We start from the raw sequence: 11826 nt of genomic DNA, 5'->3' as shown, positions 1-11826 counted from the left end.
GCGGCTCGGGACGGGCGTTCCGGGGGACGCTGCAAGTACGTCCATGTAAGCTCGATCGCCGCATCCATGCGGCTCACGCCCCCTCCAGCCCATCCCGAGCCGCCATCGACAGTGCGTCGGCGGCCATGGCAAATGCCAGATCAACGGCGATCTCGATCTGGGGTCATGCGTTAACGGATGTTGGGGATTTCACTGCAGTCGACCAACGGTCGACTCTACCGAGCCCGCGTGCTTTTGATCTTCGATGGCCACCAACCCAGGGATACCGAGAGCCGAGGGTTGTTCGCCCAGATGCGTGAAGCCGGGCAGCGCCCGGCGTTACGGGGTGTTTGCAACCGAATCGAATTCGTCACCGCTCAGCCCGAGGTCCCAGGCGAGGCCGGCGTAGGCTGGGTCGCAGGTGGGGGCGGGGGTGGGGGCCGGTTGTGCGGCGATCAGGCGGGCCAGCTCCTGCTGGGCCTGCTGCTCCAGCAAGGGGAGCAGTGCACGGCCGTTCGGGGGCGGTGCCGGGGTGGCCGGGGCGCGTACGGCGTCGAGCGGGAGCTCGGCGACGGTGCTGGCGATCAGTGCTGCGTTGGGGGCGTTCAACAGCATGGGGGCGTCATCTACAAAGCTGGGGGAAGCTGTGCATGCACAACGGCCCCGGGAGTGCCGGGGCCGCTGAGGTTGCCGTTACCGGCAACGTTCATTCGATCAGAACAGCTCGACCGCACCGGCCGACATGTTCTGCTGCGCCACTGCCTTGTGCGGCGGACGCTCCCACTCCACGCGCATGTCGCGCAGGCGGTTGCCGGTACGCTGCAGCGCGCTGACGATTTCTTCGTCGAACACGCCACCGTTGCGGTGCAGGAGCTCCTGCAGGGCCAGCGCTTCGCGGTTGATCGAGGTCAGGCGGTCCAGGTGGGTGTGCACGCCGCCCAGGGCCTGGGTGGCGATGTCTTCGAACTGCAGGGCGCGCACGGCTTCAGCGACGCTGCTGTCGATGGCGCGGCCGCACTCGGAGATCTCGCGCATGCCGTCGCCCAGCGACGCGTTGATCTGGGCCACGTTGTCCAGCATCGCGGCGGCTTCATGACGCGCTTCGCGGGAACGGTCCATGTCGCGCGAGGCCATGTGCGAGACCGTCTCGCGGACCTTGGCGATGGCGTCCTTGGAGCTGTGCGCCAGCTTGCGGATCTGTTCGTTGAAGGTGGTCGAGCGCTCGGACAGATTGCGCACCTCATCGGCCACCACCGCGAAGCCACGACCGGCTTCACCGGCACGCGCAGCTTCGATGGCGGCGTTCAGGGCCAGCAGGTTGGTCTGGTCGGCAATCGACTTCACGTCTTCCAGCAGCGCGAAGATGCCATCCAGGTGCTGGGCCATCTGGTCGATGTGCTGCACCGTGGTGCTGCTCTGGCCGCTCACCTGTTCCAGCGCCTCGACCAGCTGTTCCATGCGGTGGCTGGCGTGCTGGGCGAAACGGGCCACGTCGACACCGGCACCGCCGTCTTCGCCGGCGCGGTCCACGATGCGGGCCAGGGCCTGGCTCTGCTGGCGGGACTTGCGGTTCATCGCGTCGAAGCTGCTGCCCAGACCGCCGACGGCGTGGCGGATCAGGTCACGGGCGCGTTCGACTTCACCGCGCGAACCTTCAATTTCGTTGCCGACAAACTGGCGCAGTTCGGTCAGCAGCTGGTCCTGCTCACGCAGGATGCGGGCATGCTCGGGGGAGCGCTGGGCCTGGGCGCGGGTGGTCCACCAGGCAAAGCCCAGCCAGCTGAGCGTCATCGTGGTCAGGATCGCCCAGCGCAGCGCGGCGGGCCAGTCCAGGCCAATGGCCAGGGGGAGCAGGAGGGTCAGGACCAGGGGGGCGGCCAGACGAATGAAAATGCGTGAGTACATGGACGTTCTCGGGAGGTGCACGGTGAATGTATCGGCCGTACCCCCCGGAGCTTTAGCGGCACCGCACAAATTACGCGCGGCTCAACGCAACTGGCGGTCCACCGCGTCCACCATGGCCTTGCGCGAGAGCAGGAAATCCCAGTACTGGCCACCGGTCTGCCGCCACAGCACGGCCGAACGCACCGCCGCCAGCAGCAGGGCGCGGATCTCGGCGATCACGCCGGCCTGGCCAAGATAGTGCGGGTTGCCCTGGACCATCACCCGCGGCTTGAGATGGCTGATGGTGTCGGCATACAGCGCGCCCAGTGCTGCCAGGACATCGGGGTGGGCGCTGTCGCCCAGTTCGATCGCCTGGCGCTGGGCGCGGGCGATGCCTTCGCTGACCGCGCCCACCACGTCATGGTTGCGCACGAAGGTCCGCTCCAGCTGCAGCACGGCCAGGGCCAGGCGCGGCAGGATTTCATCCTGGCCCTGGTTGCGGAAATAGTTGTGCAGCAGGCGCAGCCCAGGAGCCAGCTGGGCCGGACTGCCGTAAATGGCCTGCGGGCTGTCGGCATCAATCCTGAATACGCTGTCGATCGCGGTGCGGACCACGCCCGCCTCGGAATGTCCGGTTTCGGCGATGCGGCGCACCTGCTGCAGGGCCTGGGCAATTCCGGCCAGAGCAAGGACGCGGTCGTCGACAGAAAAACTCATGCAGCGGTTACCTCGAAGGGGGAAGGGGTGGTCCGCAGCCGCTGTTCCAGCGGCGCGTCGGTGGCGGCGATCACGGCACCGCCCAGGCAGACTTCGTCGTCATACAGCACCAGGGATTGACCGGGGGTGACGGCGCGTTGCGAACGGGCGAAGTGCACGTCCAGCGTGCCGTCGTCGCGGACCGTCACCGTGCACGGTTCGTCCGGCTGGCGGTAGCGGGTCTGCGCGGTGCATTCGAACTGGCGTGCCGGCGGTGCGCCGGCGATCCAGTGCGCCACTTCCGAATGCAGGCGGGTGGACTGCATCCAGGGGCTTTCTCGGTCCTGGTCCACATACAGCACGTTGCTGGCCACGTCCTTGCCGACCACATACCACGGCGCGGCAGGACGCCCGCGAACGCCCCCGATGTTCAAGCCTTCACGCTGTCCCAGGGTGAAATAGAACACCCCGGGATGCTCGGCGATCACGGTACCGTCCGGGTCCTGGATCTGCCCGCTGCGCGCCGGCAGATAGCGTCCGAGGAACTCGCGGAAGTCACGCTCGCCGATGAAGCAGATGCCGGTGGAGTCCTTCTTGGCGTGGGTCGGAAGCCGCGCATCGCGGGCGATCCGACGCAGGTCGTTCTTCTGCAGGTCGCCGATCGGGAACAGGGTGGCGGCCAGCTGGGTCTGCCCCAGTTGATGCAGGAAGTAGCTCTGGTCCTTGCTGCGGTCGGCCCCGCGCAGCAGGGCCCAGCGTCCGCGGTGCTGGGCGACCCGCGCGTAGTGGCCGGTGGCGATGCGCTCGGCCCCGAGTTCGCGGGCGGCGTCCAGAAAGTGCTTGAACTTGACCTCGCGGTTGCACAGCACGTCCGGATTGGGGGTGCGGCCCGCGGCGTATTCGGCCAGGAAGTGCTCGAACACCCCCTGCCAGTATTCGCTGGAGAAGTCGCGGAAGTGGAACGGGATGTCCAGCAGGCCGCAGACCGCCACTGCGTCGCGGCGGTCGTCCTCGGCGCGGCATTCGCCGCTGCCGTCATCGGCCCAGTTCTGCATGAACAAGCCGGCGACCGGCTCGCCCTGCTGGACCAGCCGCCACGCGGCCACCGACGAATCCACGCCGCCGGAAACGCCAACCATGACGCGAGGCGTACTCATGCCGACTCCTTCACCAGGGCGAGCGGATGGCGCTGGCCGGCCAGGTAGTCCTCCACGACCTGGCGGACCAGCGGACTGCGCAGCCGGTCCGGTTCGGAGCGCAGCTCCGCCGGGGTCAGCCACAGCGCCTGCAGGATACCTGCATCCAGCGGCTGCATCGGATCGTGGCGGATCGGGTCAGCGGCGAAGGCAAAGCGCAGGAAGGCGGTGCCATCCGGGGCCGTCCACTGGTAACAGCCGATGAAGGCGGCCAGCGCGACCTGCCAGCCGGTTTCTTCCCGCGTCTCGCGCACGGCGGCGGCAGCCAGGCTTTCGTCCGGCTCCAGATGGCCGGCGGGCTGGTTGAGCACCCTGCGCCCCTCGATCGTTTCCTCGACCAGCAGCAGCCGACCATCGCGGACGACCACGGTCGCCACGGTTACATGGGGTGCCCAGCGCTGTTCTGTTGCGGGTGTCACGTCAGTGCCAGCGGCAGCGGGCCCAGGAGGGTCTTCATGAAAAGTCTGTGAAGTCATGCGGATGAGCGAATTGTGACGGGCGCGGCGGGCGGCGTCCAATCCGGCAGGGCCGCGTTTATACTGTGCAGATGCCACGCGAGCCCTCACAAGAACCCCATCACGACCACGGCGTTGCCCTTGAACCGGCACGACCGGAGGTTGCGCCGCCGCCGTTCTACCAGGTGATGCTGTTGAATGACGACTACACCCCGATGGATTTCGTGGTGACCGTGCTGCAGCACTTCTTCACCATGGACATCGACAAGGCGACCCAGGTGATGCTCCACGTGCATACCCGGGGTCGTGGCGTGTGCGGGGTGTTCACCCGCGAAGTCGCCGAGTCCAAGGTCGCCCAGGTCAACGAATTCTCGCGCATGAACCAGCATCCGCTGTTATGCACGATGGAAAAGGCCGGCTGACGCCCGCCGTGTGTGGCCGCTTCGGGCTGCGCTGCACGTCCTCTCCTGAAACAGCGCCAGGGAGCCGCCGGGGGGCGGAGGGCGCGCGAAGGGGTCATGACATTCTCATCACAGCCGGACGGCCAATGCTGGGCGCAGGTCCGGGCATCTGGCTGTGAGTGCCAACACTGTCTGAACGCACCCTTCCACCAGGGTGATGGAATTTCCACCGCTAGGCCGCATATTGTTCTCAACTGCCGCCGGAGTAGAACATGTTCAGCAAAGACCTCGAACACACCATCGGACAGTGCTACAAGCGCGCCCGTGAGGCCCGGCATGAGTTCATGACGGTGGAACACCTGCTGCTGGCACTGTTGGACAACCCGTCCGCCCAGGCCGTCCTCAAGGCCTGCGGTGCCGACGCTGAGCGGCTGCGCCAGGAGCTGGAGCAGGCCATCGAGGCCTCGGTGTCGCGTCTGGCCGATGATGATGGCCGGGACACCCAGCCCACGCTGGGCTTCCAGCGCGTCCTGCAGCGCGCGGTGTACCACGTGCAGTCCTCGGGCAAGAAGGAAGTGACCGGTGCCAACGTGCTGGTCGCCATCTTCGGCGAGAAGGACTCCCACGCCGTTTATTACCTCAACCAGCAGGACGTGACCCGGCTGGATATCGTCAACTACCTCTCCCATGGCATCGCCAAGCTGGGCGAGGAGGGCGAGACGCCGCCGGCCGGTGATGCCGAAGGGCGCGCGGAGGGCGGCGAGGGGGAAGGCAAGGGCGATGCGCTGGCCGAGTTCGCCAGCAATCTCAACGAGCAGGCCCGCAACGGCCGGATCGATCCGCTGGTCGGTCGTCGCGACGAGATCGAGCGGACCATCCAGGTCCTGTGCCGCCGCCGCAAGAACAACCCGCTGTACGTGGGCGAGGCCGGCGTGGGCAAGACCGCCATCGCCGAAGGCCTGGCCAAGCGGATCGTGGAAGGCTCGGTGCCCGAGGTACTGGCCGACGCGGTCATCTATTCGCTCGACCTGGGCGCGCTGGTGGCCGGGACCAAATACCGTGGCGACTTCGAGAAGCGCCTGAAGGGCGTGCTCACCGCGCTCAAGAAAATGCCCAACGCGGTGCTGTTCATCGACGAGATCCACACCATCATCGGGGCAGGCTCGGCGTCGGGTGGCACCATGGATGCCTCCAACCTGATCAAGCCGGCGCTGGCGTCGGGCGAGTTGCGCTGCATCGGCTCGACCACGTTCCAGGAGTACCGCGGTATCTTCGAGAAGGACCGCGCACTCGCACGCCGCTTCCAGAAGATCGACATCGTCGAGCCCACCGTGGGCGAAACCTACGAGATCCTGCAGGGCCTCAAGCCCAAGTATGAGGCGCACCACGGCGTGACCTATGCCGATGACGCGCTGCAGGCGGCGGTGGACCTGTCGGTCAAGCACATCGGTGACCGCCTGCTGCCGGACAAGGCCATCGACGTGATCGATGAGGCCGGTGCCCGCCAGCGCCTGCTGCCGGAGGGTGAGCGCAAGGAGCTGATCGACATCGAGGAGATCGAGACCATCATCGCCAAGATGGCGCGCATTCCGGCCAAGCAGGTCAGCGCGACCGACAAGGACGTGCTGCAGCATCTGGAGCGCAACCTGAAGATGGTGATCTTCGGCCAGGATCCGGCAATCGAGACGCTGTCTTCGGCGATCAAGCTGGCCCGTTCCGGCCTGGGCAACCCGGACAAGCCGATCGGCAACTTCCTGTTCGCCGGCCCCACCGGCGTGGGCAAGACCGAGGTGACCAAGCAGCTGGCCTTGCAGCTGGGCATCGAACTGGTGCGCTTCGACATGAGCGAGTACATGGAGCCGCATTCGATCAGCCGCCTGATCGGTGCGCCCCCGGGCTATGTCGGATTCGACCAGGGTGGCCTGCTCACCGAGAAGATCGTCAAGACCCCGCACTGCGTGCTGCTGCTGGACGAGGTGGAAAAAGCCCATCCGGACATCTTCAACATCCTGCTGCAGGTCATGGACCGCGGCATCCTGACCGACACCAACGGACGCGAAGCCAACTTCAAGAACGTGGTGCTGGTGATGACCACCAATGCCGGTGCGGCGCAGGCCTCGCGGCGTTCGATCGGTTTCACCCGCCAGGACCATGCCACCGATGCGATGGAAGTGATCCGCAAGAGCTTCACGCCGGAATTCCGCAACCGCCTCGATGCGGTGGTGCAGTTCCAGCCGCTGGCCTTCGAGCACATCCTGCGGGTGGTGGACAAGTTCCTGATCGAGCTGGAAATGCTGCTGCAGGAGAAGCACGTCAGTCTGTCGGCCACGCCGACCGCCCGCGACTGGCTGGCCCGCCACGGTTTCGACCCGCTGATGGGCGCGCGTCCGATGGCGCGGGTGATCCAGGACAAGGTCAAGCGTCCGCTGGCCGACGAGCTGCTGTTCGGCAAGTTGGTGAACGGCGGCCGGGTCAGCATCGACGTCCGCGACGACGAGCTGTTCGTGGAAACCCAGGCCGAGCCGGAACGTCGACTGCCGGCAACCGTCGAGTAAGCAACCGTCCAGTCAGCACAAAGGCCCCGGTAACTCCGGGGCCTTTGTCATTGCGCCGGTCAGCGGGCGCGGGTGGCGAACTGCTTGGCGCTGATCGGTTCCAGTCGGGTGACGTCGCAGCTCTGCTGGTCGGTGTTCAGCCGGCTGGCACGTGCGCCACACAGCTGGCCTTCCTGGCCGGGCGTGGCAAATTCCAGTTTGCGTGAGATCGTTGCGCTGCTGCAGGAGGTGGCCAGGTGCACGATGTAGTGGTCGCCGCCGTTGCGCAGCAGGATGGAGCGATCCGCGTTCTTGCGGACCAGTTGTTTGTCGTTGGACAGCGTGATGCAGTCGCTGCCGGTCGCGGTATCCGCAGCCGTTTGAGCGAAGGCCGCCCCGGCAGTGGTCGCGGCGGCAAGCAGGCACAGCGTGAACAGGGTTTTCATGTCGGGGGCCAATCGATGGCGGTCCGGGCTGGACCGTGTGCCACTGTGAACGTCTTCTGCCGCGGCCGAATCTGCTTCAAGGCAGCCTGACCGATGTCACGGTGAGAACGGTCATTGTGACCAATGGCCCAGCAAGGTGAATTGCGCCCACGCAAAAAGGCCAGCGCAGGGCCGGCCTTCTGTCGAAACTCCCAGGGGAGTCACCCCAACCGCTTACTTCATGCGGTAGGTGATACGGCCCTTGGTCAGGTCGTACGGCGTCATCTCAACCTTGACGCGGTCGCCCGTGAGGATGCGGATGTAGTTTTTGCGCATGCGGCCGGAGATGTGGGCAATGATTTCGTGCCCGTTTTCCAGTCGAACGCGGAAAGTGGTGTTCGGCAGGGTCTCGCTGACGGTGCCTTCGAACTCGATGGAGTCGTCTTTCGACATGTAGTCCTGTGCAGTTCTGTAAACGGCCGATCTGGCCTTAAGGGCGGGCATTTTACGCGTCTGCGCCGGATGATGCAAAGTTTGTGTTAACGGGCAGGGGTGGCCGGGAGGTCATCGGCCAGCGCGGCGGCCGGCATCACGCCAAATCGCCGGCTCCACGAGCCTTCAGCGCCGTCTTCACGGACCTGACGCCTGACCACGCCCAGGAACTGCTCGCGGGGCAGATGCTCGGCCCCCATGCGCAGCAGATGGTCATTCTCCACCTGCGCGTCGATCAGCGGCCAGCCCCAGCCCCGCAGGCAGCGCGCCAACCCGGCCAGTGCCACCTTGGAGCCGCCGCTGGCGGCGCTGAACATGCTTTCGCCGAAGAACATCCGGCCGATCGCCACGCCGTAGATGCCCCCGACCAGCCGCTCGCCGTCGAACACCTCCACGGAGTGGGCGTGTCCCAGTGCATGCAGGGCCTGGTAGGCGAGCATCATGTCATCGGTGATCCAGGTGCCGTCCTGGCCGGGTCGCGGGCTGGCCGCGCAGGCGCGGATCACCGCCGCGAACGCCGTGTCGGCGCGCAGGGTCCAGGTGCTATGACGCAGCTGACGCCGGAACTTCGAGGACAGGCGCACGCCGTCGGTGCGGAACACCATGCGCGGGTCCGGGGACCACCACAGCAGCGGTTGACCCTCGGAGAACCACGGGAAGATGCCGTTGGCATAGGCGTTGAGCAGGCGTATCGGCGACAGGTCGCCTCCGACCGCGAGCAGGCCGTCCGGTTCGCGCAGGGCCGTGTGCGCGGGCGGGAACGGGGCATCCGGCTCCGGGTCGAGCTGCCAGGGGTGGCGTCTGCTCATGCCGGCTCAACCGCCTTGAAGGGGCTGTGCTGGGCCAGCACCTGCGCATAGCGCTCGACTTCCGCCCGTTCCTGGCCACACCATCCGGCCAGAGCACCGGCAAAGTCAGGCTCGGCCAGCCAATGCCGGCTGCGCACCCGTTGCGGCAGGAATCCGCGCGCCAGTTTGTGCTCGCCCTGTGCCCCGGGTTCAAACCGCATCAGGCCCTGGCGCAGGCAGTAGTCGATGCCCTGGTAGTAGCAGGTTTCAAAATGCAGCCCGGCCAGCGGCGCGCCGCCCCAATAGCGCCCGTACAGGGTGTCGCGACCACGCAGGCATAAGGCCCCCGCCACCGGCTGGTCGCCGGCCATCGCCAGGAAGATCACCAGCTGCCGGGGCATCGAGGTGGCCAGATGCTGCAGGAACGGCAGGGTCAGCGCGGGGGAGTTGCCGTACTCGGCGAAGGTCTGCAGGTAGAAATCGTGCATGGCCTGCAGATCGTCAGCGGTGGCCTCGTCGCCGTGCACGATCCGGTAGGTGATGCCGGTGCGCGCCAGCTTGGCCCGTTCCTGGCGGATGTTCTTGCGGTGCTTGTGGTTCATGTCCGCCAGGAAGCCATCGAAATCCGTCCAATGGCCCGGGTTCTGCCACTGGAACTGGATGTCCTCGCGCAGCAGCCAACGGTCATCGAAGGCGGCTTCTTCGTCTGCGGGATGGAAGTTGACGTGGACCGAGGACCAGCCTCTGCGCTCGACTTCCTCGCGCAGTGTGCGGACCAAAGTGGCGCGGGATTCATCGTCGCGCGCCAGCAGGCGGGGCCCGGTCACCGGCGAGTACGGCACCGCGCCCAGCCACTTGGGGTAGTAGTCCAGTCCGTGCCGGGCATAGGCGTTGGCCCAGGCATGGTCGAACACGAACTCACCGTGCGAGTTGTCCTTCAGATAGCCGGGCACCGCCGCGACGAGGCGGTCGCCGTCCCACAAGGTGAAGTGGCGCGGACGCCAACCCCACTCCGGCCGCAGGCAGCCGTGCGTTTCCAGTCCGGCAAGAAACGCATGGCTGACGAACGGATTGCCGCCGTCATGCAGGGCGTCCCAGGTGGCCGCCGTCAGGTCGGTCAGACGATGGAGAAAACGTGACTCGCTCATGCCGAAAGGATAGGGCAGGCGGGGTGGAAAAGGGCGGAGCCATCGCAATCCAGGCCACCCACGACATTCGCTAGGGACACGCCCTGCGTGTCCGGCACCATCCCGCCTCGCGCGCAAGCAACCCGGCGCGCAGACCGCGCAATCTGCGCCATCGCGATCAGTTCACGATTTCGCGGATTTCGTGAGTCGCCGCGCTGCCCGTAGCCGCACGCCTGTTCGCGGTGATTGACATTTTATTCCGGCAATCCCCGCGGGAAATCAATGCAGATTTCTGCTTCTGCAGAAGTGAGGAGCAGTGCGCACTTCCAGGTATTTCGAGAGCGCAGATTCCGCTCGCGCACATCCGGTGCGCTGTTCAACTTCAAGGAGCGGAATGATGATCAGGAAATACCTACACCGTGCATGCAAAGGCAGCACCCTGTTGCTTGCGTCCTCCATCGCGATGGCTGCCTCTGCGCATGCCGAAGCTGTCGGCGAAGGAACGCAAGCGAGGCAGGTGACGGCATCGATTGGGTATGACGACAGGGAGCTGATTCAACTGCTGGAGAAGGAGGCGTCCCGACGTGTTTCGACGCTTGTAAAAAGTAAAGGAACGCTTCGAACAGTAGATGTCCGTGTAACCATTGATCCGGTCAGCAGGAGGATCTTGGCGGACATCGGCGAGGGTTACCGGCCTGGACCGGACGCTGACGAGATGTTTCTGCAGGAGCTGGCGGTGACGCTTCGGTACTACGCGGAAAAAGCGGGTCTGCAGATCAGCGATGTGCATATCCATTTCCAGGGCAGGCCACTCAAGTACTACTACCCTGAGGAATTGAAAGTTCCGCCTCGCGGCAGAAACAATCAGCGGAACCAGGTCGCGATGGTCTCTGCGGGTCACGGGCTGGTAAGGGTGCATCCCGCACTGTCGTGGGAGTACCAGCGCCCGGACGCGTTTGGATTTCGCGAAGACATGATCACGCCAGCCTATGGGGATGCTTTGCAGCGATTGATCGAGGAGCGCAGTGCATTGACAGTCCATCGCGCCAGGAGTCGCTCCACGGCGCTGCATCCCGAGTCGAATCGGCCCTGGGAGCAGATGTCATCGCGGTATCACATCAAGGCGTTGCTCCCAGATCGTGGTGATCTGTGGAATTCACTCCCGAATCTGACCAGCAATGACAGGGAGGTAAAGGAGGACATTCGCGTGCGCCCTTTGTATGCCAACCATGTGGGCGCGGGTGCAATGATCAGCCTGCACACGAACGGAAATGACGTGAGTACGGTTCGTGGAGTGGAAGTTTACTACCACGTCGACAAGCCGGATGACCGCCCCTTGGCTGCGAGTGTCCTTTGCGGAATGCGTGAGCTCATTCGCGCACAACCTGGATACGAGAACTTTCCAATTCGGGACGGCGCGAACGCGGGCAATCACGGCGAGAACCGAATCGGCACGATGCCCTCTGTGCTGGTCGAGATCGCCTATCACTCGAACCCGGAGGACTCGGCTGCGTTGCAGGACCCTGTCTTCCGCACCGCCTCCATGAAGGGCGTGGAAAAAGGCGTCCGCCTGTTCCGCGAGGGCAAGACCTGCGCGCCGCTGGTCCTCAGCAGCATCGACGACATCACGCTGCCGCCGCTGAGCGCTGGCATGACCGCGGTGCATTTTGAAGGCAATCCCCAGTTTCCGCTCACCCTGAGTGTGGTGCCCGCGTCCTGCAGCCAACCTGGGGCGTGCAAGGCTTACGAATGGGTGGTGTCCGAGCTAGGCGGCTTTCAGCCCGGGCGCAGCAGCCCCCGGGGGGGGGGGGGGGGCGCGCGGGGGGGGGGGGGGGGCCCCGGCGGCGGG

12 protein-coding genes are annotated in these 11826 nt (G+C 65.7%); 3 read left to right on the top strand and 9 right to left on the bottom strand.

Annotated elements, in window-relative coordinates:
- Positions 1–318: 318 nt before the first annotated feature.
- From QMX83_RS16395 to QMX83_RS16375, 5 genes are all read right to left on the bottom strand, one after another.
- Positions 319–594 (bottom strand): hypothetical protein, encoded by a 276-nt coding sequence (locus tag QMX83_RS16395; RefSeq protein ID WP_282297708.1) that lies wholly within the window; start codon positions 592–594, stop codon positions 319–321.
- A gap of 99 nt (positions 595–693) precedes the next feature.
- Positions 694–1884 (bottom strand): methyl-accepting chemotaxis protein, encoded by a 1191-nt coding sequence (locus QMX83_RS16390; protein ID WP_125359084.1) that lies wholly within the window; start codon positions 1882–1884, stop codon positions 694–696.
- A gap of 81 nt (positions 1885–1965) precedes the next feature.
- Positions 1966–2580 (bottom strand): high frequency lysogenization protein HflD, encoded by a 615-nt coding sequence (hflD, locus tag QMX83_RS16385; protein WP_282297707.1) that lies wholly within the window; start codon positions 2578–2580, stop codon positions 1966–1968.
- Positions 2577–3716, bottom strand: coding sequence for a tRNA 2-thiouridine(34) synthase MnmA (gene mnmA / locus QMX83_RS16380; RefSeq protein WP_282297706.1), 1140 nt, complete (start codon positions 3714–3716; stop codon positions 2577–2579). The genes hflD and mnmA overlap by 4 nt, the downstream gene beginning before the upstream one ends.
- A complete protein-coding gene (locus QMX83_RS16375; protein WP_282297705.1) occupies positions 3713–4231 on the bottom strand; it encodes an NUDIX hydrolase in 519 nt (172 codons plus the stop codon). The genes mnmA and QMX83_RS16375 overlap by 4 nt, the downstream gene beginning before the upstream one ends.
- Before the next feature lie 71 nt (positions 4232–4302).
- Between QMX83_RS16375 and clpS the strand changes: the two genes are divergently transcribed.
- Together clpS and clpA are read left to right on the top strand one after the other, a co-directional pair.
- Complete coding sequence (clpS, locus tag QMX83_RS16370; protein WP_282297704.1) at positions 4303–4632, top strand: ATP-dependent Clp protease adapter ClpS; 330 nt, start codon at positions 4303–4305, stop codon at positions 4630–4632.
- A 251-nt stretch (positions 4633–4883) separates the two neighbouring features.
- Positions 4884–7166, top strand: coding sequence for an ATP-dependent Clp protease ATP-binding subunit ClpA (gene clpA, locus QMX83_RS16365; protein WP_282297703.1), 2283 nt, complete (start codon positions 4884–4886; stop codon positions 7164–7166).
- Positions 7167–7225: 59 nt separating this feature from the next.
- On the opposite strand, the gene QMX83_RS16360 is transcribed toward clpA, so the two are convergent.
- The 4 genes from QMX83_RS16360 to QMX83_RS16345 form a co-directional block, all read right to left on the bottom strand.
- Positions 7226–7591 (bottom strand): hypothetical protein, encoded by a 366-nt coding sequence (locus tag QMX83_RS16360; RefSeq protein ID WP_282297702.1) that lies wholly within the window; start codon positions 7589–7591, stop codon positions 7226–7228.
- A gap of 213 nt (positions 7592–7804) precedes the next feature.
- Positions 7805–8023, bottom strand: a complete 219-nt coding sequence (gene infA, locus QMX83_RS16355) for a translation initiation factor IF-1 (protein ID WP_005409596.1) — start codon at positions 8021–8023, stop codon at positions 7805–7807.
- Between the two features lie 86 nt (positions 8024–8109).
- The gene (gene aat, locus QMX83_RS16350) at positions 8110–8871 is read right to left on the bottom strand and encodes a leucyl/phenylalanyl-tRNA--protein transferase (RefSeq protein ID WP_282297701.1); all 762 of its coding nucleotides are present in this window, start codon (positions 8869–8871) and stop codon (positions 8110–8112) included.
- Positions 8868–9998, bottom strand: a complete 1131-nt coding sequence (locus QMX83_RS16345; RefSeq protein ID WP_282297700.1) for a GNAT family N-acetyltransferase — start codon at positions 9996–9998, stop codon at positions 8868–8870. Before QMX83_RS16345 ends, aat begins: the two co-directional genes overlap by 4 nt.
- A gap of 376 nt (positions 9999–10374) precedes the next feature.
- Here QMX83_RS16345 and QMX83_RS16340 point away from each other — a divergent pair.
- On the top strand, positions 10375–11826 hold a 1452-nt coding region (locus QMX83_RS16340; RefSeq protein ID WP_282297698.1), incomplete at its 3' end, for an N-acetylmuramoyl-L-alanine amidase.

This window comes from Stenotrophomonas sp. PS02289 (genome assembly GCF_029960115.1).
In the GTDB taxonomy this organism is placed as follows: domain Bacteria; phylum Pseudomonadota; class Gammaproteobacteria; order Xanthomonadales; family Xanthomonadaceae; genus Stenotrophomonas.
This window is presented reverse-complemented; position numbering and strand designations above follow the sequence as displayed.

Bases quoted from the DNA above. Each gene is read 5' to 3' on its own strand.
- QMX83_RS16395 (WP_282297708.1), bottom strand. From the start codon at position 594: ATGCTGTTGAACGCCCCCAACGCAGCACTGATCGCCAGCACCGTCGCC.
- QMX83_RS16345 (WP_282297700.1), bottom strand. From the start codon at position 9,998: ATGAGCGAGTCACGTTTTCTCCATCGTCTGACCGACCTGACGGCGGCC.
- mnmA (WP_282297706.1), bottom strand. From the start codon at position 3,716: ATGAGTACGCCTCGCGTCATGGTTGGCGTTTCCGGCGGCGTGGATTCG.
- QMX83_RS16360 (WP_282297702.1), bottom strand. From the start codon at position 7,591: ATGAAAACCCTGTTCACGCTGTGCCTGCTTGCCGCCGCGACCACTGCC.
- aat (WP_282297701.1), bottom strand. From the start codon at position 8,871: ATGAGCAGACGCCACCCCTGGCAGCTCGACCCGGAGCCGGATGCCCCG.
- QMX83_RS16390 (WP_125359084.1), bottom strand. From the start codon at position 1,884: ATGTACTCACGCATTTTCATTCGTCTGGCCGCCCCCCTGGTCCTGACC.
- hflD (WP_282297707.1), bottom strand. From the start codon at position 2,580: ATGAGTTTTTCTGTCGACGACCGCGTCCTTGCTCTGGCCGGAATTGCC.
- clpA (WP_282297703.1), top strand. From the start codon at position 4,884: ATGTTCAGCAAAGACCTCGAACACACCATCGGACAGTGCTACAAGCGC.
- clpS (WP_282297704.1), top strand. From the start codon at position 4,303: ATGCCACGCGAGCCCTCACAAGAACCCCATCACGACCACGGCGTTGCC.
- QMX83_RS16375 (WP_282297705.1), bottom strand. From the start codon at position 4,231: ATGACTTCACAGACTTTTCATGAAGACCCTCCTGGGCCCGCTGCCGCT.
- infA (WP_005409596.1), bottom strand. From the start codon at position 8,023: ATGTCGAAAGACGACTCCATCGAGTTCGAAGGCACCGTCAGCGAGACC.